The following is a 22,842-nucleotide window of genomic DNA, read 5'->3' as shown; positions in this document are numbered from 1 at the left end:
CAACCGCCGTTCGTTTCCCGTTTGAGCTGCGCCGGCTGAGGCCAATCCAGACTCTTCCGGTGGCGCTACGGCATAGACGAAGACGGCGGTCGACTGGCCGCCATCTTCGTCTCTTCCGGATTTTTCAGGTCCTATTCTTGGATGATCTTCATATAGTCGTCGGCGAGGCTTGCACCGGTGGCGGGTGCCAGGCCGCGCAGATCTGTTCACAGGACGGATCGATTCCTTCGGCGGTGAGGCCGACCCGGAGCGTGAAGATGATGGCAAATCTGCACCGTAACCGCTTGCCCTATTCATTCGAAGTGCCGCGTCGAAGACCCGGACGGGGCCAGCCCCAAAGCGCCCTGTCAGCCATAGTGACTGAACTCTCACGCCGGAGTGCTCGGCAGATGGTGCGCTTGCGATTCGGCGTCATGTCGTTGTGGCCACTCACATGCATGAGCAGATGTAAGCCCAGGGAAGGGAGGAGCCAATGGCTGCAACCAGACACTATAAAGAAGATTTAAGTGTGGACAATGTCCACACCCCCTTTGACCTGCCAGGGCAGCGGCTGACCTGGCGTCCTCACGCCAGGAACAAGGCGAATCCGTGTGGCCTCGACATAGGATCTCGAAGTCATGTTGCGCTCAGTCCTTCTACCCATGAAGACGTGTAGGACAACCACGACCTACCGAACGAACCCAGAGAGGAACGCATAACCCCAGCTCAGAGCAAGCGGAGGGCCGACCAGCCACGGCCCTAAACCCCGCTCCCCCACAACCAAACAGGCGACCCGCGGCGCCAGGCACACCCCGCGGCCAGAGTCAGAGGGACCTGACCAACCAGAATGTACACACGTTAAAGCAAAAACCCCCTCTGACGAGGGGGTATGCCGTGCCCGAGGTGGGACTCGAACGGGATTCCGAGCCTTGGTAACACTGGGAAGTCGCGGAAACGTGCGGAATCCGGGCCGGTCCGGTGGCTGTACGAGCCAGTCTGAAGTGGGAAGTGTGGACATTGTCCACACTTCCTTTTTGCTCGATCGACAGCCGAAAGACGGGGAATCGGCGCTTCAGGCATTGCAGATGACCTGCTGGTTGGCGGCTCTCAATCCGAGCGAAGCCTCCGGTCAGGATCAGGCCCCGACCTCCAAGGCACGCCTCCCGCCGGCCATTATGACCGCCCAAAGCGCGACGGCACTCTGCCCGTAAGAACTCTGAATAGCTCGACAAAGTGGGAGCACCTCCTTCATCAAGTACATGGCCGAGGTGGCACCGGGGAACATGAAGAGGCCCTTCCGGCCAGCCCGACGACAGAGCATCGGTTATCGGTGTCCGGTCCGGGCCGTCACTAAACGAGGAACGCGCATCTAATTGCCGCAAAGGCCGGCACGAAGATCTCGGACAGGTTGCGTGCGGCCGCTGCGATCGTCGTTGCTGGCCACGAGTCGGGCATGAGGCAACGATTAGTTGAAGCAGCATTGTTAGCCGGAGCCATCTTTCAGGGCCTCAAACAGGTCGAGGGTGCCGTTTCGGGTTTCAAGTTTGCGCCGAACCCATACTGAAGGCGCAGCAGTCCGAACTATGATGCGTCGAATTGGCGAAGCCGAGAGCCGGCTTTGAAGCCGCTCGTTCCTTTTATGAGCGGAGGTACACCAACTGACAAGCTCCGCCCGGCAGGTACCTAGCCGCAGCTCGGCCTTCGCGTCCGCCGGATAGGGCGTGACATCGAATCACCTGGCACGTAGTTCCGGTGCGGGCCTTTGGGGCCGCTGGATGAGCTTTTTCCGGCCGCCAGGCTTGCGGTGGATGAGCACTCTGGACATCGCCCCGGACTTTACTTTGGTAGTCACCTTATCTTGCAAACTGTGATGGTCAGTCAAAACTGCTGGTGTTCCAAAGTCACATCACCCTGCCGTGTTCCTTTTGTTCGATTGGCACTGACCGCAGCATCGCTGGACTCCAGATGGGATTTGGACTCGTCCAACAAGTAGTCGGCGCTCTGGGCGGGCGCTTCGCCTGTCGCCACGGCGCCGAGGACCCCTGAGCCAAGGGGCATACGGATGTTGTGAAAGAGAGCAGTCGTTGCCCCGTCGGTCACCCGGACGTAGGACTCCCCACTGTCATAGTCATTCAGGCTCAAGTAGGCTATGTCGCTGCCGATCAATGACCGGGTGCGCCTGACTATTGCCTTAAGCACAGCCTCAACATCACGTATGCCGGTCAAGTCCGTGGCCGTATCGTACAGGACGCGCAACAGGCCCTCTCGGCGGCTCGCCTCCCATAATTGAATGTTCAATCGGCGTGCGGCCGCCGCAGTCGACTGGTCAATGATTCCGGCGTCCAGCCAAACAGAAAGCGTTGTCTCCAGCTCAGCCCCGGAAACACCACGATCAAGCATCGCCATGAGTTGGCCCTCACCGTCAGTACCAACTGACGGGCCTCCCCCGGCGTGAACGGCAGAAGGTTCGTTGGCTCGCATGAACCCAATGCTAGTCCGAGGGTTGTGCTGCCCGCGCACTCAGCTGACGCCGCGCCTGGCTGCCCCTAAACCCAGCGGGACACAGCGTCAGGCCGTGGCAAGGCAGAGGGTCGAAAACGCACCAATACATGCAACCAGCCTCGCCACCGCGGCCCGAGCAGGATCCGCCGCAAAGGCCAGCCCTACCCTCCATTTGACTGTCTAATGCCCTTGGCAAGAGACCGAAAGGTGTAAATCCAGCCGCCTTCATTTCCGCTCACCGTTACATAGCCATCAGTGGTCCCAGGTGCGATGGCGATGTTGGTTGCTGAGGACAATCCATTGCCTTCAGTGGGTATGGATATGGTGGAGATGTGTCCGCCAGCGGTGTCGTAGACGAAGATCGCTGCCTGGTTGTGAAATCCGACGTATAGATTCCCATCCGCGTCTACTGCCAAGGAGTCGACTTGGCCGATGCCTGCGCTGACGTGAATCGCGGGGTGTGCAGTCTTCACTTCACGCCCGTTCTCGCTTAGCCGCAAGTAGTCGATCCGGTTCGCTGTGTTGTGACTGACCCACAGCCCATCGAATCCAGGCGTAAAGGCGAGTCCGTTGGGGGCGGGCAAGCCATGGGCCAAGACCGTTGCCTCCGCTGTTCGACCGTCGATTCGAACCAGGCGTCCTTGTGGCTTCCAGTAGGGATCTTGGGCGCCGGTTGAATCTGTGATGTAGAGATTTCCGGCTTGGTCGAAGCTGATGTCGTCCGGATTCATTGGTGCCCCGCCCACCGGACCAGAGAAGAAGACCCGTGGATCTTTGCCGTCCGCTGTGATGCTCACGATGGAGCCAAGGAAGTCCGTCAGATACAGGCGTCCATCGAGGGGGCTGAATTGGGCGGATGTAAATGCGCTCGTGTTGTCTGTGTAGACGGACCGCTGTTCGCGGGACCCCGGGTCGATTGCAATGACCTTTGGGGATCCTGCCGGGGCGGTTACATCCACGATGTAGAGGTCTCCATCGGGTCCCACGGTAGGGCCTTCCAACAGCGTCATTCCAGTGGCCTCGTGGACCGACGTGGCGCGAAGGAGTTCTGTGGCAGTCTCTTTGGACGGGATAGGGGCCTCAGTAGATAAGGAAGGGGCAGCCGCCGTACAGCTGGAGAGCGCGAGGATGATCACAATTGCCGCTGGGACAACTGACATCGTGCGTCGCCGTCCGAGCGCCGGCTTCACAGTGCAGTCCTGGGCCTTGCAGGGGCGAGCACGTCGCTCATGTCACCTGCACGCCAGTCCCGAAGTATGCGGTGGAAGGCTACGGGACCGGGGCTAAACGAAGAACCCGTGATGGCACGGGATCCCTCGCCGTTGTAGTAGCCCGGAGTGCACTCGGCCTGGAAAGCGCTGGTGTCGGATGCTGTCTCGCCGACGGTCCTGACCCAGGCGGCCTCGGATTCCGGGGTGGGTTCGATGACCTGGACCCCGGCGGCACGTCCTCGGGAGATGACGGCTGCGATGTGCTCGGCCTGTTCCTGCAGGATGTGCACGAAGTTGACGGAGTTCGCGTTCTGCAGGGCACCTAGATGAAACAGGTTTGGGAATCCATGACTGTAGAAGCCATGCAAGGTGCGCAGTCCCCCCGCCCATGCTTCCAGCAGTGAGCGGCCGCCTCTCCCCCGGACGGGCAGGGTCCCGGACAGCACTCCAGAGACTCCAACGTCGAAGCCGGTAGCGAAGATGATGCAGTCCACTTCGTAGTGGGTTTCGCCGACGATGATCGCGGTCTCAGTAAGACGGGTGATGCCGCCACAATCGGCTGTGTCCACGAGAGTCACGTTGGGTCGGTTGAATGTTTGGAGGTAGGTATCACTGAAGCATGGGCGTTTGCACATGTACCGATACCAAGGCTTGAGAAGCTCGGCCGTCCCGGGGTCCTGGACGATCTCGTCTACGCGGGAGCGAATGCGGCCCATCGTCTCGAAGTCGGTTAGTTCGTCCCGCAAATCACGTTCCGCGGGCGTGAGGGTAACGTCGACCGCGCCGGAGAGGATCTTGCGCTGCAACTGGATAGTTTCCGTCCATCCGTCCGTGATGAGGCTTTCCTCTACCGGCTCCCCGGCAAGCACCGACAGGAAGTTTTCCATGCGTTCGCGCTGCCACCCCGGCTGAAGGGACGCTTCCCAGGAAGGGTCCGTCAGGCGATTGTCACGCACATCGATGGTCGACGGCGTCCGCTGGAACACGTAGAGTTGCTCCGAATCCCGGCCCAGATGCGGAATGACCTGAACGCCCGTAGCCCCGGTGCCAACAACGGCCACCCGCTTGCCAGCGAGTCCGGCCAAGCCGCCCTCCGCAGATCCACCGGTGTACGCATAATCCCAGCGGCTGGTGTGGAAGGTATGCCCACGATAAGTCTCAATGCCCGGGATGCCCGGCAGCTTGGGTTGTGTGAGCGTTCCCGAGGACGTGATGACGAAGCGTGCACGGAACCGGTCCCCGCGGTCGGTCTTGACTACCCATACCTCGTCTGCTTCATCCCAGGCCAGTGCCGTTGCCCTGGTGTGAAAAAGTACGTCCCGATACAAGTCAAAACGCTTGGCAACAGCTATGGCGTGCTGCCGGATCTCCTCACCAGGCGCATAGCGCCATTTGGGCACGTATCCCACCTCTTCAAGAAGCGGCATGTACACGTACGATTCGATATCGCAATGGATTCCCGGATACCGGTTCCAGTACCACGTGCCCCCAACGTCGCCCGCCTCATCCATCATTCGAATGGACTCCACGCCCTCCTCCCTAAGCCTGGCGGCTGCGAGCAGCCCGCCAAATCCGGCGCCGATGACGAGTACTTCCACGAAATCCGTCTGCGGGTCCCGCTCGACCGGCTCGGTATAGGGATCCTTCGCGTAGTAGCCGTACTCACCGGCCGCGCTTTGATACTGTCCGAGGCCCTCTGGCCGGATACGCCTGTCGCGCTCGGCGCGGTACTTGGCCCGGAGCGCTTCGATATCAAGCCGTTCCTGGTTTTTCGTTTGACTCATGGATCGTCCTCGCTTCGCTTCTGCGCCATGCGCACGTTTACGCGAACGCCCCCAATGTGCGCCCGCGACCCAGGTCCGGGGAAGAGCCCAACGGATGGTTCCTGTACGCGTCGACCCGACTACGGGTCGGCTTACGAAAAAAGCTTAGCCTGAAGCTAATCAATCCGGCAAAGCGAGGTCCCGGGATATCTTATTGTCATGGCGGAATCACATGACCGGGATGCAGTACTAAAGAGCATTGACGCTCTGGCAATCGCCATCACCATCCGCTCTATCCCCCGTATCCTTCAGCCACTTCTGACAACTGACCTAACTATCCAGCAGTTGAAAGTCCTGTCTGTTGTGGTCACCACGGAGAGTGGCGCCACGGGAGTCGGATTGGTCGATACCTTCGGGGTTTCGATGGCTTCCATGTCCAAACTTGTCGATCGCCTCGAGGCTGCAGGACTGGTTACCAGGTCCCTCGACTCTGAAGATCAGAGGGTCCGTCGGATATACGCAACCGACTTGGGCCGTTCCGTTGTTCGTGAACTCATGGCCGCACGCCCGGAGCTTGGCGGAGAAGTCCTTGCTGGGCTTTCGGTAGACGAGTTACGGGCACTTGAAACAGGGCTGCGGGCTGTAAGTCGCGAGCTGCGCAGCAACGCGTGAGGGCAACAACGCATCCGGTTGCCATCCGGTCTACGATAAAGCCGTGACGGACCTCATCAACCCCAAGGCAGCAACCACGCCCATCAAACGCGGGCGGGCAGAGAAGTCCCCGGCCACCATTTACGACATCGCCAAATTGGCCGGGGTAAACCCGTCCACCGTGTCGCGCGCCTTGAGCAAGCCCGGCAGGGTCAGCGCGAAGACGCGACAAATCATCGAGGACGCGGCCGCGGAACTGAATTATCAGGTCAACCCGTTCGCCCGCGCCCTCCCCACGGGCCGTACACAGACCATTGGTTTGATCGTCGCGGACATTACCAACCCCACGTTCTTCGATATCATCCGCGGCGCCGAAACTATCGGTTCCTCCCGGGACTACACACTGGTCCTCGCGGAGTCCGCAGAATCGCCGGAAACGGAAGTCACAGCCGCCCGCCGGCTGCTGAGCTCTGTTGACGGCCTCATCCTGGCCAGCCCACGCATGGATGACAACCACATCCGGGCCCTGGCAGCGGACAAGCCGGTGGTCATTATCAACCGCGAAATCCAAGGCGTTCCCTGCGTTGTCCCGGACGTCAACAGAGGCATTAGGGAAGCCGTGCGAAGCCTTGCCGCCGATGGCCACCGAAACCTCGCGTACGTTGCCGGCCCCAGGCACTCCTGGATGACGACCCGACGCTGGGAAGGCGTCAAAGATGCGTGCAAGTGGTCAGATGTGCGCGCCGTCCGGCTGGAATCGGCCAAGCCAACAGTCGACGGCGGCAGGCACGTTGCGCGGGACGTCGTGGAAAGCGGGGCGACGGCGGTGATCACCTACAACGACCTCCTCGCCATCGGCCTGATGCAGGAACTTCAGGCCGGGAACGTGGACGTCCCAGGCCAGATCAGCATCGTTGGTTTCGACGACATTTTCGGCGCGGACTTCACCACACCTGCGTTGACCACTATTCGATCGTCCTTGGGTGAGTGCGGAAGGCGCGCCTCGGCCATCCTCCTGGACATCCTGCAGGGCCACGAGACGCCGGACCAAACCTCGAGTGTCGAGACAGAGCTGGTGGTGCGGGGCTCCACCGGCCGCCCCCTCACGCAGCCCCGAGTCCACGCTGGGGTCGCTGCTACTGACTAACTAGTTAGGCTTCTTCCGGCGTGTCGATGAACCGCATGAGCGTCTCCAGTAGGTGCAGCGTTTCCCGATGCGGGTCCAGGAGGAATTGGATCCGGAGTCCGTCGATCATCGCCATCACCATGGTGACCTTGTCGTCAGCAGTGAGCTCCTCACTATCCTCTGTGGTAGCGAGCCGCTTGCTGGTGAAGTAATCGCGCATGCGCTCACGACGGGCTATGAAGAAATTGTGGGCGGGATGATCCGGCTTGGTCGCCGCGATGGTGATGGACAGCCAATTCCGCATGTGCTCAGGATGCGCAAATTCCTCTTTAAGCACATTGCTCAACACCAACTCCCGGGGCACCTTGGATTGCACAATGCGCTTGGCAAGCTCGGCATCGTCGGCGTCCCGCTCCGCAAGGGCGGCGAGGAGAAGGTCATCCTTGGTGGCGAAGTGACGAAGCAGGGCCGCGTGGGTGACGTTCGCCCGCGCGGCGATATCCCTTAGGCTGGCTCGCTCATAGCCGTGTTCAGCGAAACTGGCCGAGGCTGCGCGAACAATCTGCGCGCGACGAGCCGGCGTTGTTGCGTACGGGCCGCGCCGACCGGTGCTGGCTTTCTTCCCGGTCTCCTGCTCAGAAGTGGTAGTCACGAACGGCCTTCCCCTATGGACGGAAATCTCTTTTTTGCGTTGGGTCTTGTCAATTGTAACCACCGTGACTACTATTCATGAATAGTAACCACCGTGGTTACCTTTGCTGGTAACGACCTCAGGGTCGCCCAGTTCTCGCCTGCGATGCCGCAGGAGACCAACTACTGTTAAAAATGTTAAAGAGGAGTCATTGGTGACTACTGACAAGCACGAGGCTCCACGTCTCGCCGGCGGGATTGCAGCCGCCGAACCATCGCCGGGCAGTCATCTGCCAGTCGGCCCCGTCGAACATCCGGAGCTCACGGAAGAGCCCCAGACTCCCGTGAGCAGGGGCTACATTCTGTGGCTGATGCTTGCCAGCTTCGGGGCATCAATCGCAATGATGGTGCCTCTCTCCTACGGCATTGCAGTGCGGATCACCGAACTTGCTCCCGGCCAGGAGCAGATGCTCGGGTTCATAACAGGGACAGCACAGGGGATCTACCTGGTTGTCAGCCCAATAATCGGCATTTGGAGCGACCGCACACGGTCCCGCTTCGGCCGGCGGGCGCCTTTCATTTTCCTGGGAACAGGTATCGGCCTGGCCGGGCTGGTGGTCATGGGCCTGGCCCCGAACCTCCTTCTAGTCGGCGCAGGGTGGGTCCTTGGCATGTCCGGGTGGTCCATTTCCGGTGCCGCCATCCAGAATCTGATGGCTGACAAGTTGCCGGAAGGCCAGCGCGGCCGGGTCTCGGCACTGACGGGCCTGATGACCCAGATCGCCCCTGTTCTGGGTATCGGCGTTGCTTACGCTGTTTCTTCCAACACGTTCCTGGTGTTCATCGTCCCGGGTGTGATCGGCGCCGTACTCCTGGCACTGTTCCCGCTCATCAAGCCCGAAGGCAGTTCGCAGAACATCGCTGTGGACACCCGGGTCACCTTCCGCTCAGTGATTGCAAGCTATGGGTTCAACGTCCGCAAATACCCGGACTTCGCATGGAACTGGCTCGGCCGTTTCATCTTCTTCATGGGCCTGTATTTCAACACCACGTTCGGCACGTTCTTCTACGCCCAGCGACTCGGCCTCCCCGTAAGGGAAGTCGCTGGCGTTGTGGCAACGATCGGCATGCTGGGCGTAGTGGCCGCTGCCGCCGGTGCACTGCTGGGTGGCTTTCTTTCTGACAGGCTCAAGCGTCGGCGTCTGTTTGTCATCATTGCCGCGCTTCTCTTTGTGGGAGGAGCGTTGGCTGAAGCGTTCGCGTGGTCGCTGCCACAACTGATCATCGGTGCAGTCCTTATGCAGACTGCCATTGCAGTATTCGCGACAGTAGACCAGGCCATCATCTTCGCCATTCTGCCCAACCGGACCGAAACGGCACGGTACATGGCGGTGGTTGCCTTTGCCCAGAAGATCCCAAGCGCCGTGGCTCCACTTATCGCCTCCGTGATCATCACCCTTGGCATCACTGGAGCGGACAAGAACTACACCTTCCTGTACCTCTCAGGAGCTGTACTGGCGCTGATCGGTGGACTCGTGATCGCGCTCAAGGTCAAGTCCGTTCGATAACGCCGGGATAGGCAGTAGGAAGAAGGAAAACATTATGGGCGAAGTGCCCCATGACCTCATCGTGGACAGCGGCGGAGACCAGTTCCCCGTCACCGGCCCATCCCCCAGGCTCTCTTGGAAGATTCCAGCCCACATGTCGGCGGAGGCCTTCGAACTGGAAGCAACCGTCGACGGCGTGGCGCAGCCACCAGCGACGACGGCAAGCCGCCTTTACTTTCAATGGCCGTGGCAGGAGCTCCGCAGCCGGCAGCGCGTCACCTGGCGCGTACGGGTTGCAGAAAAGACCGCCGCATGGTCGGCATGGTCTTCGTTTGAAGCAGGCCTTCTCGACCGCGACTGGACGGCTTCCTGGATTTCCCCGGTCGAGCAAGAGGACAAACCATACGGCCAGCGGCCCGCGCATGTTCTTGCCACGGAATTCATCGTGGACGCGGAGGTAAAGTCGGCCCGTCTCTACGCCACAGCCCTGGGCGTCTACACCGCTGCGATCAACGGACAGCGGGCCGGGACCGCAGAACTGTCCCCCGGGTCGACGTCGTACGACCATACTCTCTACGCCCAAGCGGCCGACGTGGCATCCTTACTGGCCCCGGGACCGAACCGGCTGGCCATTGAACTGTCCGATGGCTGGTACCGGGGGCAAGTGGGCGCCTTCCGCCACCCCGCGGAGTGGGGAACTACTCTGGGCGCCCGCGCCGAACTGCACATCGAACGTGTCGACGGATCACGCCAAGTCATCCTTACTGATGGCAATTGGACAAGCGCACCCTCAACCACAACTCGTGCGGACCTCATGGACGGACAAACGGTGGACTTCGCCGCTTCGGCGGCGCCGCCGTCGACAGTCCTGCTCAACGTGGTGGATGCCCCCAGTATTGACTGGTCCCCCGCTCCGCCGGTGCGGGTCATCGAATCGCGGACGCCGATAAGCGTCAGTGAGGTAAGGCCGGGCGTGTGGATTGCTGACTTCGGCCAGAACGCCTCCGGATGGATCCGGCTCGAAGACCTTGGGCCACACGGAACGCGAACAGTGATCGAGTACGGTGAACACGTTGGCAGCGACGGCGACCTCTCAACCGCACACCTGGATTCACACCGGCCAGGAGAACCGGCCAGGATCTTCTCGCAGCGCGACGAGGTAACCGCGAGCGCGGCTGGCGGAGTCTTTGAACCGCGCCACACTGTCCACGGTTTTCAATACGCGCGCATCAGCCGTAACGGGGCGGACCTGAATTCGTCCAAGCTCAGCATGCAGATAGTGCACAGTGATCTCCGCCCAACCGGTGAGTTCGCATGCAGTAACGAGGACCTGAACCAACTTCATCACATCGGGCAGTGGAGCTTCCTGGGAAACGCGGTGGATGTTCCTACCGACTGCCCAACGCGCGAGCGACTGGCCTGGACCGGTGACTACCAGGTGTTTATCTCCACAGCTACGCGGTTGAGGGATGTGCTCGGGTTCAGCCGGAAGTGGTTGAGATCGGTTCGCGACGACCAGCTTGCCGATGGCCGCATTACAAACTTCTCCCCCGACGGCCGCGGCATCAAGAACCACTTGGACGATCAGTTCGCCATGATGACCGGATCTGCCGGGTGGGGAGATGCGATCGTCACTGTTCCTTGGGAGCTGTACGAGGCCTACGGAGATGAAGCCGTTCTCGCCGAGAATTGGGATGCGATGCTCCGTTGGGTCCGGTGGGCGCTGGAAATGGCGCGCACAACGCGCCATCACGCACGGACAAAGGCATTCCCGAAGCCTGAGCCCTACGAACAATACCTGTGGGATGGCACCTTCCATTGGGGTGAGTGGACGGAACCGAAGGAACGCGACGCCGACGGACGCCTGATCGACCCCGTCCAGGACAACCCCATGGCCTGGTTCATGCAAGACAAGGGCGAAGTGGGTACGGCCTACCTTTACCGCTCTGCCGGTACGCTCGCCCGGATCGCCCGCGTACTGGGACGATCCGCAGATGCGGCAGAGTTTGAGGAGATTTCCGAAGCTGTTCGCGATGCTTGGCGTGCGGCATATCTACGTCCCGATGGAACAACCGACGCCGACACCCAGGCCAGCTACGTCCGGGCCCTGGCGTTCGGCTTGCTTCCCGGGGAATTACGCGAACGTGCCGTCGACCGGCTGGTGGAACTCATCCGCTCCGCAGACACCCACCTGGGAACGGGGTTTCTCTCTACGGGTTACCTGCTCCCGGTGCTGGTTGAAGCCGGCCGGGCCGACGTCGCCTATGAATTGCTGCTTCAGCGCACGGCGCCGTCGTGGCTGTACATGGTGGATAAGGGGGCCACGACGATCTGGGAATCATGGGAAGGAATCGACAACAACGGCGACGCCCATGATTCACTGAACCACTACAGCAAGGCAACCGTGCTCCGCTTCCTGCACGAGCACACCCTGGGATTGCGCCAGGCCGAGGGCTCTGTGGGCTGGCACTCGATCATCATTGCTCCCACCCCTGGACCGTCGGTTACGTGGGCCCGGGGCTCCCATGAAACACCAAACGGCACCATCAGCGTCCACTGGCAACTCGACGGTGACGAGCTCCGCATCGACGCGGACATCCCGGCTGACACGACCGCCCGGATCCTTTTCCCTGATGGATCCGAATACACAGCCGGGCCGGGCAGGTTCCGGGCCGCAGCGCCTGCGGCTTCGTACGGCATCAGCGTGCCAAGTAACGCCTGACAGTACCTACCATCAGCCTCACAACCTTCAAGAAACGAGAAACCCATGACAACTTTCCCTGCCAATTTTCTCTGGGGCGCAGCAACCGCCGGGCACCAAATCGAGGGCAACAACGTCAACAGCGACTGGTGGGCACGCGAACTGACCATGCCAGGCATGGAACTCTCCGGAGACGCCTGCGACAGCTACCACCGCTACCGCGAAGACATCGACCTCCTGGCCGACGCCGGCCTGACCTCCTACCGGTTCAGCCTCGAATGGTCACGTATTGAACCCGCACCTGGTGCCTTCTCCAAGGCCGAACTCGCCCACTACCGCCGGATGATCGAACACTGCTTCGCCCGGAACGTCACCCCCGTGGTGACCTTGCAGCACTTCACTACTCCCCAGTGGTTCGCGAACGACGGCGGCTGGCTGGCTCCGGACGCGTCGGAAAAGTTCCAGCGCTATGTCAAGGAAACTACCACCATCCTGGACGGGGTGGAGTGGGTAGTCACCATGAACGAGCCGAACATGCAGGCCGCCATCATGACGGCCATGCGCCGAATGCAACTGGCCGACGGCGCTCAATGGCAGAGTCCCACCGTCGAAGGCACCGAAGAGACTAAACAAACGCACAGCGACTTCCTGACCTACGCCGATCCGGAGATAGGACGCACTTTCACCACCATTCATCACGCCGCCAGGGAAATTATTCGCGCCCACACCGAGGCGAAGGTGGGATGGACGATCGCGGCCGGCGCGCTCACGGCCGCCCCTGGCGGGGAAGAGAAACTGCTGGAGATCCGCTACGGCAAAGAAGACGTCTACTGGGAAGGTAGCCGCGGCGATGATTTCGTTGGCGTTCAGGCCTACTCCAGCCAGCAGGTCGACGCCAACGGTCTCGTCCCACACCCGCCACACCCGGACAACACCCTGGTGGGCACCGCGTACAGGCCCGACGCGTTGGCCATGGCAGTGCGTCACGCCTGGGACATCACCGGGGGCGTGCCCGTGCTGGTCACAGAGAACGGCATCGCCACAGCTGATGACCAGCAGCGAATCCGCTACACCACCGAGGCGCTGCAGGGCCTGCACCAGAACATGGCCGAAGGGATTGACGTACGCGGTTACCTCCACTGGTCCCTGTTGGACAACTTCGAGTGGGGACACTGGGAACCGACGTTCGGCCTCATCGCTGTCGATAGGGATACCTTTGCCCGCACTCCAAAGCCCAGCCTCGCCTGGCTTGGCAGCGTCGCCAAAAGCAACCAGCTCGACGTCGAGGTTTCCGCATGACCACAGCATTCGCCGATGCCTCGCTCACCCCTGTCCGGGACCTGCTTTCCTTGGCCGGACGCAGGGCCGTCATCACCGGCGGCGCGCAAGGCCTGGGCAAAGCCATTGCACTCCGCCTGGGAGAAGCCGGCGCCGACATCCTCATCGGGGATGTGAACGCGGAACGCGCCCACGAGACCGCTGCGGAAATCGCCAACCGCTTCCCCGTGCAGGCACTTGGCCTTGGCATGGACGTCAGCGACGCCGAGTCGGTCCGCCTCGGCGCAGTGGAAGCCATGGAGTCATTCGGAGGGATCGACATATGGGTCAACAACGCGGGCATCTTTCCCAGCGTCCCGGTCCTGCAGACGACTGACAGCATGTGGGAGCAAGTCTTTGCAGTCAATACCCGCGGGGTATTCAATGGCTCCCGCGAAGCCGCGCGCCACATGTCCACAGGAAATCAAGGTGGGGTTATCGTCAATATCGTATCCACCGCAGGATTCGGCGGGACGGCACCGGGCTTGTCCGCCTACGTCGGATCGAAGCATGCCGTCCGGGGCATGACCAAGCAAATGGCCCTCGAATTTGCCCCACTGGGAATCCGGGTGCTCGGTGTTGCCCCAACCTTTGTGCCTACTGAGGGCAACATGGCCGCCGCAGCTCAGCACGCCCCCGCAGACGGCACAGCGGCCATGGACCTCATGACCAACAGCCTTATAGGCCGGATCGGAACGCCGGACGACATTGCACGCGTGGTCCTGTTCTGCGCAAGCGACCTATCCACCATCATGACCGGCAGCACGCTCCTGGCCGACGCAGGCCAAACCATCTAACGCCAGCAGCAGGATCGCCCTCCAACCAGGCACGTGCGCGGAAGCAAAATGCGCGCGCGCCTGGCTGGGCGCAGCACTGTCCAAGGAAGTGAAAATTGCCGTCCGACGAAACAATAATTCAATCGAGAACGGCCAAGGCAACCATCTACGACGTGGCGCGGCAAGCCGGCGTTAATCCATCAACCGTCTCCAGGGCACTCAACAATCCCGAAAGAGTCAACTCCCAGACGAGAAGCCTCATTGAAGCCACCGCCGTTGAACTCAACTTTCAACTGAACCATGCAGCCAAAGTACTGCAGACGGGATCAACGAAGACGCTGGGATTAATTGTTTCCGACGTCACCAATCCAACATTCTTTGGCATTCTTCGCGAGGCAGGAAAAGCCGCGGCACAACGCGACTACACCGTAGTTTTTGTAAATGCAGCCGAATCCGCAACCACAGAACTCGCATCGGCCAATCGTGTTATCAGTGCCGTGGACGGGCTGATCTTGACCAGCCCACGCATGAATGAAAGTGATATTCAGACTCTTGCCAGAACCACGCAGATAGTCGTGATAAACCGAGAGGTAAGCGGCATCAGTTGCGTCATCCCTGATCCAGACAGGGGTGTTAGCCAAGCGGTCCGCTTTTTGGCGGGAATTGGGCACAAAAAAGTCCTTTTCGTTGCGGGGCCAGAACAGTCCTGGATGTCCGCCCGTCGCTGGAACGCCATCTCGGCCGCCTGCGAGTGGTGCCATCTCACAGCCGAACGCATTGAGTCGGCCGCGCCAACCGTTGACGGAGGTCGGCGAGTTGCAAGGACTGTCAAAGCCTCGGGAGCAACGGCCGTCATCACCCACAACGATCTCCTGGCAATTGGCCTGATGCACGAACTCCAAGTCGCTGGAGTTGCGATACCGGAAGCCCTCAGCATCATAGGCTTCGACGACATATTTGGCGCAGACTTCACCACGCCATCGTTGACGAGCATCAGATCCCCGCTCGGGCAGTGCGGGTCATTGTCTGCCGGCCTGATCCTGGACTCCCTGTCGGGCTCTGTAAAAGACCCCCAAACCCTGCTTGTAGACACCGAATTGGTCATCCGGGGGTCTGCGGGTCCTTGGAAGGGAGTTTGACACGACTCCCGTTCGGTGACCCTATGCACCATCATCGAGTGCATGCTTCCTACTCCAAAAACTGAGTGGCACTCTTATTAAGGAGGACTCTTGCTCAGACACATGAGCACCATCCTAAATCTTTCGGTTTTCTATGGTGTGGCACTCAATTTTGGACTATCTTTAGCACATGGACTCCGTAACAGCTCCCCGCAAGCGCTATGCGAAGACGCGTGAGCGCCGCTCAGCTATAGCCCGGGCAGCCCTCGACATCGTCCTTGAGAAAGGACACCGGGCTCTGACAACAGCGGAGGTGGCAGCGCGGGCGTCGATAAGCGAGACCGCCATGCTCTATCACTTCCCGACGCGCGACCATATTCTCGTCGCGGCCATGGAGCTGGCCGATGAGGATTACCGAGCCATCCTTACGGCCGAGTTCCACGTTATCGATGGTGGGAACGCGGACTGGCCCCCACCCGCAATGGCTCACCTAACCCTTGATGACCAGGCTACGACGCGCCTCTTCCTGGCGTTGAGCGCCGAGGCAGTCAACCCCGAACACCCGGCCCACGCTTACCTGAAGACCCACCACGAGCAGGTGATTTTTGAGTTCACAGAAGGAGTCAAAAGACGCCAGGCAAAGGGAATTGCCGATCCCAAACTCGACCCTGGCAGAGTTGCCCGTCAAATGATGGCAGCCTGGAGCGGCCTTCGCATGCAATGGCTTATCGACCCAGCCCTTGATCTGACGGCGGCAGTATCCCAAGCATTCCTGGCCCTTAACGGCTACCCACTAATGAAGTTCAAACACGAAATAACTGAATTCATATCGCAAATCTGATCTGAACCGACCAGGAACTTCCACAACATAATTTAGCAAGACAAGACCGCCCCGACTCCCGGACTGCCTATTCTCCGGATACCGGGTGGTCATTTGGAGTACCTAAAAATTCAACAAGATTCAGGCCAATTAACTTTTTTCATTAATTGTGGCAATCGGTTGCCTTTTCGATTTTCAGATGCTTTGCTAGTGATGTCGGTCACCCCAGACTAAACGGCCCAAACAATGGCCCCCCCAAAAAAAATCTCCAGAAGCTTCCCTCAATGACAAAGGAGTCTCAAGACATGTTCCCTGTCTTGTCCCAAACCACCTCGCTGACCCGTGCGGCAGTAGCCTCCGTCGCGGTTGCAGCGCTACTCTCCACGGCGGCGTGTTCCTCTTCCGCACCAGCGTCGGAACCCATCAATTCTTCACGCAACGAGGAGCTCAGCATTGCCGTTCAAGCCCAGCCGGCTTCGTTGGACCCCGCCCAGCTCGCTGAAGGACAGCAGTCCTACATCTGGGCATCAATTTTCGACACCCTTCTCATGGTGGATAAAGACAACAAGATCCGTGCCAACGCCGCTGAGAGCTGGAAATATTCAGATGACCTGCGCACGCTGACCCTCAAGCTTCGCGGCGACCTAAAGTTCAGTTCAGGAGACGCCGTCACTTCCAAAGACGTTGCCGCAACCTTGGAGAGGACCAGAACAACGCCTGGGCAGCAACAGCCCAAGCTTGCCAAGGTGTCCTCAATTTCCGCTCCCGATGCGTCGACCGTAGTCATTCAGCTTTCCGCTCCTGAACCATCACTGCTGAACTATCTGGCGCAGGCCACAGGCGTCATTGGTGACGCGGACACGTTGGCGTCCGACACCACCAAACTCCGCCCAACTGGTTCCGGGCCCTACGTCCTATCGGACAAAACTGTGGACGGCACCGAATACGTCATGGAACGCCGGGACGACTACTGGAACGCGTCCGCCTATCCATTCAAAACCGTCAAGGTCAAGGTCATCCAGGACAGGACGGCCCAGTACAACGCGCTCCAGGCAGGGGAAGTAAAGGCAGCCCTGATTCAGGCACCTCAACGCAAGCAGGCCGAAGGTGCAGGATTCACAGTCAAGGAGGTGCAGGCAACGGCCGCTCTCGTTCTCGTCCTGGCCGATCGGAAGGGAGAACTCGTTCCCGCCCTGGCGAATGTAAAGGTGCGCGAGGCCATCAACATGGCCTTTGACCGTGCACAGGTCGTCAAGGCCCTCCTCAATGGACTAGGTAAGCCCACGGTCCAAGTGTTCGACCCCAACAGTGGAGCATACGACACCGGGCTTGAAGATGCCTACAGCTTCGATCCGGCGCAGGCACGCAAGCTATTGGCTGAGGCAGGATACGCCGACGGTTTCTCCATGACGATGCCAAGCACGGTCATCTCCCAGTCCTTCGAGCCGGTGATCACGCAGGCTCTTGCGGACATCGGGGTGAAGGTGACTTGGGAACCTGTGCCTCCGCAGAACACTGCATCATCAATAGCCTCGAAGAAGTACCCGGCAGTTCTTTGGTTCTACGGACTCAACAGTGCAGGCCGGCAGGTCGGCGACATGTACGCCCCTGAAGCCTTCCTCAACCCCTTCAAGTGGCAGGACCCTGAATTCGACAAGTTGCTTCAGTCCATTGCCACGGAACCAGACGATACCGCCCGCGATGCTCTGTACAAGAAGGTCAACGAATACACCGTGAAGCAGGCATTGAACGCGCCGATCGCCTACGTAGGCACTCTCTGGGCGACAGCGCCCGATATTGATTTCCTCCCTACTGGGGTGGTTTTGCCGACCGTACGTGACTTCGGCCTATCCGGCAAATAGTGCCGCAGGAGCGAGGGCCCGAAATTCCGGTCGGGTCCTCGTTCCCCCCACCACATGACTCTCCCCCACTTGTCCTGGTTTCGAACCACCGGGCCATTCACAATTAGGAGTTTAGAGATGCCAGAGGAAACGCCACGAGGCAGCTCATGATCAGTTACGCCCTCCGACGTCTTGGTGCAGGCATTGTGCTTGCGCTGCTCGTCACCTTAATCACGTTCTTCCTTCTCAGCGGTTCTTTGGAATCCGTTGCCCGCGAACGCCTGGGAAGTGCAGCCACTCCAGAGTCCCTGAAAGCTCTGATGACCCAGCTGGGCTTCGATCGGCCGGCCATCGTTCAATACCTGGATTGGCTCGGCTCGGTACTGACCGGTGATTTCGGTACTTCTCTTTTCACCAGTCAACCGGTAGCCCCTGCCGTTGCTGCCCGCTTGGGCGTCACGTTGTCGCTCGTCATCACCGCACTCGTCATCACAGTGCTCGTCAGCGTTGCGCTGGGCGTCTGGGCGGCAACCCGAGGAGGATTGGCCGATAAGGTTTCCCAAGGCTTGTCCTTGGTCGGTTATGTCGTTCCCGGGTTACTCATCGCCATAGTCCTTGTGGCTGTGTTCGCCGTGAATCTGAAGCTGCTACCTGCCACCGGCTTTACACCCTTTGCGCAGAATCCCGGAAAGTGGGCGGCATCGATCACTATTCCTGTCATTGTGCTTGTCATTGGTGGAGTGGCCAGCATGGCCGCACAGATCCGCGGCACCATGATCGGGGAGCTCAGGAAAGACTACGTCCGCACCCTGCGGACACGAGGTGTACCGACGCGGTCCATCGTGCTTCGCCACGCACTTCGGAATGCTGCAAGTCCTGCCCTGACAGTCCTGTCCCTTGAATTTATTCAAATGCTCGGTGGTGCGCTCATCATCGAAAACGTGTTCGCGCTCCCTGGCTTTGGCGCTTACGCATTCAACGCCTCGCTCCAGGGCGATATCCCCATCATCATGGGCATCACTTTGTTCAGCGTCATGCTGGTGGTCACGGTGAACCTCATCACGGACGTAGTGAACGGCTGGCTCAACCCGAAGGCGAGAATCTATTGAGCATCGAAGAACTCAGCGTGAATTCCGGGTTGGCAGCCCCACCCCGGAAGTCTCCGTTACGGAAACTCGCCACCGACCCTCAAGCAGTAATTACTTCAGTCCTGCTATTGGTCATCATCATCCTGGGCCTTCTCACTCCCTGGATCGCCCCGCACGATCCCAACGAGGCACAACTCAATGCGATAAACGCAACACCTGGAACCCCGGGATACCCCCTTGGGGCCGACCAGAACGGGCGTGACATCGCTTCGCGGCTCCTCCATTCAATCAGCACCAGCCTGATCGCAGGATTGATTGGAGCAAGTGTTGCCCTGGCTATCGGAATAACGTTTGGCCTCATCGGCGGGTACTTCGGCCGACGGCTACGAAGCGCAACGGAGTGGGTTTTCAGCCTCATCATGACATTCCCCGGGCTACTGCTGCTGATCGTCCTGATGCCCGTAACCAAGGGTGACTACCGGGCAACCATGCTGATCTTTGGAGTGCTGCTCTCCCCCGGGGTTTACCGCATCGTGAGGAACCTGGTCCTTGGCGTGAAGAACGAACTTTACGTCGATGCCGCCCGCGTGTCCGGACTGTCCAATCTTAGAATCCTGGGCCGCCACGTGCTGTTCGCTGTCCGTGGGCCCATCATCGTCGCCGCAGCCTTCCTGATAGGTTCGGCGATCAGCCTGCAGTCCGGCCTGGCTTTTCTCGGCGTTGGGTCCAACCTCGTTCCCAGCTTTGGTGCAATGATCGCCGACGGATTCACAAACCTTTACGTCGACCCCACCCAATTCATCTGGCCCAGCGTCATGCTGGGGACGCTGACTGCTTCCCTTGTATTGCTCGGAAATTCCCTGCGGGACGCCTTTGAGGGAGCAAAGCTCAAACCATCAAAGGCTTCGGCGCCCAGAGCAATTACCCCCACCAGGGACAGCATCCACGGCTCAGCGGCGGACCTGCTCTCGGTTGACGACCTGGCCATCGCTTACCCCACTCCGGCAGGCCAGCTGAGGGACGTGGTGAAGGGAGTTAGCCTCAAACTGCGCGCAGGTGAAACCCTCGGCCTGGTGGGTGAATCCGGCTCCGGAAAGACGCAAACCGCCTTTGCCATCCTCGGCGTGCTTCCGCCCGAGGCCGTGGTCACGCAAGGCGCTATACAGTTGGATGGTCGCCATCTGATCGGCCTTTCGGAGCAAGGGCTACGCGCCCGAGGACGCGAGATCGCGTACATCCCGCAGGAACCCATGTCGAATTTGGACCCCTCCTACACGGTTGGCGCCCAACTCGTCGAAGGCATCCGCGCCTCTGCCCGGATGTCACGCCGGGAGGCAAAGGCGAAAGTGATAGCGCTGCTGGCACGTGTGGGTATCCAAGATCCCCAGCGAACGTTCGATTCCTACCCGCACCAGATCTCCGGCGGAATGGCACAACGCGTGCTCATCGCCGGCGCCGTGGCAAGCCGCCCCAAGCTCCTCATCGCCGATGAACCCACGACGGCACTTGACGTCACAGTCCAGGCCGACATCCTGGATCTGATACGGGACCTACAGGCCGAGCTAAACATGGCTGTGTTGCTCGTAACGCACAACTTTGGAGTCGTGGCAGATATCTGCGATCGGATTGCCGTGATGCAGGACGGCCGCGTTGTCGAATCAGGAACCGCGTTGGAGCTCTTCCGGGAACCGCAACATTCATACACTCAAATGCTTCTGGGCTCCATCCTCGACGAGCACACCATTCGGACCGACCAGCCCACGCCGGTCGTGACGGCCACCGGGGGAAAGAACTGATGACAACACCGCTATTGAACGTAACAGACCTCCGCGTGGCCTTCAAAGGCCACGGATTCCGGCCTCGGGAGGTGGAAGTCCTACACGGGGTTTCCCTAACAATTGCCGAGGGCGAGACCCTCGGAGTCGTAGGCGAATCCGGATCCGGAAAGACCACCATTGGGCGGGCAGTCCTGGGTCTTGTAAAACCCAGTGGTGGGCGCATCACCTTCCGGGGTTCGAACATCACCCATGCCACTCCGAAGGAACGCCGTACCCTGTCCAAAGACATCCAGGTCGTCTTCCAGGACCCCTACACCTCCCTCAACCCGTCCCTGACCATCGGTGACACCCTGAGCGAGCCCCTCATCGTCCAAGGAACAAGCGCCACGCAAGCACGCGCCCGCGTACGCATGCTGTTGGATCAAGTCGGCCTGCCCGGAGACGCGGCGGAACGTTTGCCCCGCGAGTTCAGTGGCGGACAACGTCAACGAGTCGCCATAGCCCGGGCCCTTGCGCCGGAACCCAAACTCATTGTCTGCGACGAACCGGTCTCGGCGCTGGACCTTTCCACACAGGCCCGTGTCATGGACCTTTTCATCGAAATCCAACGGCGCACAGGCGTTGCCTACTTGTTCGTCTCACACGACCTGGCAGTGGTCCGGCACATCAGCCACCGCGTCAGCGTCGTCTACAGAGGGGACATCGTTGAAACGGGCCCCGCGGACCGGGTAACTTCCACTCCAGAGCATCCCTACACCCAGAGGCTGTTACTCGCGGCGCCCATCGCAGACCCTGTGGAGCAAGAGAAACGCCGGGCAGAGCGCCATCGCCTTGCGGAGCTGCACCGGGAACAGCAAATCCAAGCAGGAGTGGCGGGATGACGGATAGAGCCGTGGATGAAAGACTGCGTCCCCAAACTCCATTGCGGTGGGCTATCGCCGGGGCCGGCACTATCTCCCGGAGCATAGTGCCCGATCTGCAGCTCTTGCCCGGAAACCACGTGGAAATTATCTTCAGCAGAAATTCGGCCAAGGCGGCACGCTTCGCGGAAGAGTTCGGGCTGGACCGGTGGACCGACGACTTCGATTCACTGGTCAGGGATCCTGGCGTTGACGTTTTGTATCTGGCGACGCCGTTCGCTACCCACGCGGCCATGGCGCGCCAGGCGCTGCTTGCCGGCAAACATGTGGTTGTCGAAAAGCCCATGGCCTTGAACGCGGATGAAGTGCAAGAGCTCTTCGCGCTGGCGGAAAGCCAAGGGCTTTTTCTCATGGAGGCCATGTGGATGAAGTTCAACCCCGCATTCCAACACCTTTTCGAACTCCTCAACAGCGGAATTATCGGAAAGCCGTCCAGCCTCCGCGCAGGGTTTGGCTTTCCCCTGATCGCCGATGGTGGCAGCAGATGGGACATTGCGCGCAGCGGAGGAACACTCCTTGATCAAGGGATCTACCCAGTGACGTTGGCCCACTCAATCTTCGGTGAGCCAACAGCAATCACGGCGCATGGACGCCTCAGGGACGACGGGCTGGACTTCGCCGAACATTTCACCCTCGACTTCCCCGGGGGCGGGTTCGCGCAATGCGCGAGTTCAATGACCGAATTCGTCGATCCCTCCGCCGCTATCAGCGGAGGCAAGGGCTGGATCACCATCCCAGGCATGTTCTGGACATCCACCACTCTCCAGATCCACGCAGGCTCCTGGGAAAAAATGTTCGCGCCTGAGCCCATCGATCACCTTCGTGAAGGCAACGGCTACGTCCCCATGCTCAGAGCCGCCAACGAAGCAATCCAGATCGGGGCAATCCAACACCCAATACATCCGGCAAAAGACACGATTGCCGTTTTCCGCACCCTGGACACCATCGCCAGCCACGTCAGGGCATCGGCGGGGTCCGCTCCGGATGCCCTCGACGACGAAACGAACCACGCGCTTCCCGGCTTCGTGTAAGCATTCGCCCTAGCCCGCTACCTCATTGACAGCCAAGCAGGAG

17 protein-coding genes are annotated in these 22,842 nt (G+C 60.2%); 13 read left to right on the top strand and 4 right to left on the bottom strand.

Translation table 11 applies throughout. The annotated features are described in order from the left end of the window. Positions 1–1,857: 1,857 nt before the first annotated feature. From LDN75_RS11650 to LDN75_RS11640, 3 genes are all read right to left on the bottom strand, one after another. Complete coding sequence (locus tag LDN75_RS11650; RefSeq protein ID WP_223937401.1) at positions 1,858–2,460, bottom strand: hypothetical protein; 603 nt, start codon at positions 2,458–2,460, stop codon at positions 1,858–1,860. 182 nt (positions 2,461–2,642) lie between these two features. Further along, the gene (locus LDN75_RS11645) at positions 2,643–3,641 is read right to left on the bottom strand and encodes an SMP-30/gluconolactonase/LRE family protein (RefSeq protein WP_223937400.1); all 999 of its coding nucleotides are present in this window, start codon (positions 3,639–3,641) and stop codon (positions 2,643–2,645) included. A gap of 26 nt (positions 3,642–3,667) precedes the next feature. Continuing rightward, positions 3,668–5,476: an NAD(P)/FAD-dependent oxidoreductase gene (locus LDN75_RS11640; protein WP_223937399.1), complete on the bottom strand. Its 1,809-nt coding sequence runs from the start codon at positions 5,474–5,476 to the stop codon at positions 3,668–3,670. A 198-nt stretch (positions 5,477–5,674) separates the two neighbouring features. Here LDN75_RS11640 and LDN75_RS11635 point away from each other — a divergent pair, with 198 nt between their 5' ends. Both LDN75_RS11635 and LDN75_RS11630 read left to right on the top strand, forming a co-directional pair. After that, positions 5,675–6,127: a MarR family transcriptional regulator gene (locus LDN75_RS11635; RefSeq protein WP_223937398.1), complete on the top strand. Its 453-nt coding sequence runs from the start codon at positions 5,675–5,677 to the stop codon at positions 6,125–6,127. A 43-nt stretch (positions 6,128–6,170) separates the two neighbouring features. Then, a complete protein-coding gene (locus tag LDN75_RS11630; RefSeq protein ID WP_223937397.1) occupies positions 6,171–7,253 on the top strand; it encodes a LacI family DNA-binding transcriptional regulator in 1,083 nt (360 codons plus the stop codon). Between the two features lie 4 nt (positions 7,254–7,257). Here LDN75_RS11630 and LDN75_RS11625 read toward each other — a convergent pair whose 3' ends face one another. After that, positions 7,258–7,884, bottom strand: coding sequence for a TetR/AcrR family transcriptional regulator (locus tag LDN75_RS11625; protein WP_223937396.1), 627 nt, complete (start codon positions 7,882–7,884; stop codon positions 7,258–7,260). Between the two features lie 193 nt (positions 7,885–8,077). Here LDN75_RS11625 and LDN75_RS11620 point away from each other — a divergent pair, with 193 nt between their 5' ends. From LDN75_RS11620 to LDN75_RS11570, 11 genes are all read left to right on the top strand, one after another. Beyond that, the gene (locus LDN75_RS11620; RefSeq protein ID WP_223937395.1) at positions 8,078–9,430 is read left to right on the top strand and encodes an MFS transporter; all 1,353 of its coding nucleotides are present in this window, start codon (positions 8,078–8,080) and stop codon (positions 9,428–9,430) included. 34 nt (positions 9,431–9,464) lie between these two features. Continuing rightward, positions 9,465–12,131, top strand: coding sequence for a family 78 glycoside hydrolase catalytic domain (locus tag LDN75_RS11615; RefSeq protein WP_223937394.1), 2,667 nt, complete (start codon positions 9,465–9,467; stop codon positions 12,129–12,131). Positions 12,132–12,176: 45 nt separating this feature from the next. Continuing rightward, positions 12,177–13,409 carry a family 1 glycosylhydrolase gene (locus LDN75_RS11610; RefSeq protein ID WP_223937393.1) on the top strand — a complete coding sequence of 411 codons (1,233 nt, stop codon included), beginning with the start codon at positions 12,177–12,179 and terminating at the stop codon, positions 13,407–13,409. Further along, positions 13,406–14,224, top strand: a complete 819-nt coding sequence (locus LDN75_RS11605) for an SDR family oxidoreductase (RefSeq protein ID WP_223937392.1) — start codon at positions 13,406–13,408, stop codon at positions 14,222–14,224. Before LDN75_RS11610 ends, LDN75_RS11605 begins: the two co-directional genes overlap by 4 nt. Positions 14,225–14,319: 95 nt before the next feature. Beyond that, positions 14,320–15,342 (top strand): LacI family DNA-binding transcriptional regulator, encoded by a 1,023-nt coding sequence (locus LDN75_RS11600; RefSeq protein WP_223937391.1) that lies wholly within the window; start codon positions 14,320–14,322, stop codon positions 15,340–15,342. 169 nt (positions 15,343–15,511) lie between these two features. Continuing rightward, a complete protein-coding gene (locus LDN75_RS11595; protein ID WP_223937390.1) occupies positions 15,512–16,162 on the top strand; it encodes a TetR/AcrR family transcriptional regulator in 651 nt (216 codons plus the stop codon). A gap of 284 nt (positions 16,163–16,446) precedes the next feature. After that, positions 16,447–18,003, top strand: a complete 1,557-nt coding sequence (locus LDN75_RS11590) for an ABC transporter substrate-binding protein (protein WP_223937389.1) — start codon at positions 16,447–16,449, stop codon at positions 18,001–18,003. Positions 18,004–18,149: 146 nt separating this feature from the next. Then, the gene (locus tag LDN75_RS11585) at positions 18,150–19,091 is read left to right on the top strand and encodes an ABC transporter permease (protein WP_223937388.1); all 942 of its coding nucleotides are present in this window, start codon (positions 18,150–18,152) and stop codon (positions 19,089–19,091) included. Beyond that, a complete protein-coding gene (locus tag LDN75_RS11580; protein ID WP_223937387.1) occupies positions 19,088–20,866 on the top strand; it encodes a dipeptide/oligopeptide/nickel ABC transporter permease/ATP-binding protein in 1,779 nt (592 codons plus the stop codon). The genes LDN75_RS11585 and LDN75_RS11580 overlap by 4 nt, the downstream gene beginning before the upstream one ends. Then, positions 20,866–21,729, top strand: coding sequence for an ATP-binding cassette domain-containing protein (locus LDN75_RS11575; RefSeq protein WP_223937386.1), 864 nt, complete (start codon positions 20,866–20,868; stop codon positions 21,727–21,729). Before LDN75_RS11580 ends, LDN75_RS11575 begins: the two co-directional genes overlap by 1 nt. Then, on the top strand, positions 21,726–22,799 hold the full coding sequence (locus tag LDN75_RS11570) for a Gfo/Idh/MocA family oxidoreductase (RefSeq protein WP_223937385.1): 1,074 nt from the start codon (positions 21,726–21,728) through the stop codon (positions 22,797–22,799). The genes LDN75_RS11575 and LDN75_RS11570 overlap by 4 nt, the downstream gene beginning before the upstream one ends. Positions 22,800–22,842: the final 43 nt, after the last annotated feature.

It is taken from the genome of Arthrobacter sp. StoSoilB5 (assembly GCF_019977235.1).
Taxonomy (GTDB): Bacteria; Actinomycetota; Actinomycetes; order Actinomycetales; family Micrococcaceae; genus Arthrobacter.
Note: the sequence above shows the minus strand (reverse complement) of the source record. Positions and strands in the feature narration are given on the sequence as shown.

Coding starts and splice junctions, on each gene's coding strand:
- LDN75_RS11645 (WP_223937400.1), bottom strand. CDS start 3,641: ATGTCAGTTGTCCCAGCGGCAATTGTGATCATCCTCGCGCTCTCCAGC.
- LDN75_RS11610 (WP_223937393.1), top strand. CDS start 12,177: ATGACAACTTTCCCTGCCAATTTTCTCTGGGGCGCAGCAACCGCCGGG.
- LDN75_RS11650 (WP_223937401.1), bottom strand. CDS start 2,460: ATGCGAGCCAACGAACCTTCTGCCGTTCACGCCGGGGGAGGCCCGTCA.
- LDN75_RS11635 (WP_223937398.1), top strand. CDS start 5,675: ATGGCGGAATCACATGACCGGGATGCAGTACTAAAGAGCATTGACGCT.
- LDN75_RS11590 (WP_223937389.1), top strand. CDS start 16,447: ATGTTCCCTGTCTTGTCCCAAACCACCTCGCTGACCCGTGCGGCAGTA.
- LDN75_RS11605 (WP_223937392.1), top strand. CDS start 13,406: ATGACCACAGCATTCGCCGATGCCTCGCTCACCCCTGTCCGGGACCTG.
- LDN75_RS11570 (WP_223937385.1), top strand. CDS start 21,726: ATGACGGATAGAGCCGTGGATGAAAGACTGCGTCCCCAAACTCCATTG.
- LDN75_RS11615 (WP_223937394.1), top strand. CDS start 9,465: ATGGGCGAAGTGCCCCATGACCTCATCGTGGACAGCGGCGGAGACCAG.
- LDN75_RS11595 (WP_223937390.1), top strand. CDS start 15,512: ATGGACTCCGTAACAGCTCCCCGCAAGCGCTATGCGAAGACGCGTGAG.
- LDN75_RS11575 (WP_223937386.1), top strand. CDS start 20,866: ATGACAACACCGCTATTGAACGTAACAGACCTCCGCGTGGCCTTCAAA.
- LDN75_RS11640 (WP_223937399.1), bottom strand. CDS start 5,476: ATGAGTCAAACGAAAAACCAGGAACGGCTTGATATCGAAGCGCTCCGG.
- LDN75_RS11585 (WP_223937388.1), top strand. CDS start 18,150: ATGATCAGTTACGCCCTCCGACGTCTTGGTGCAGGCATTGTGCTTGCG.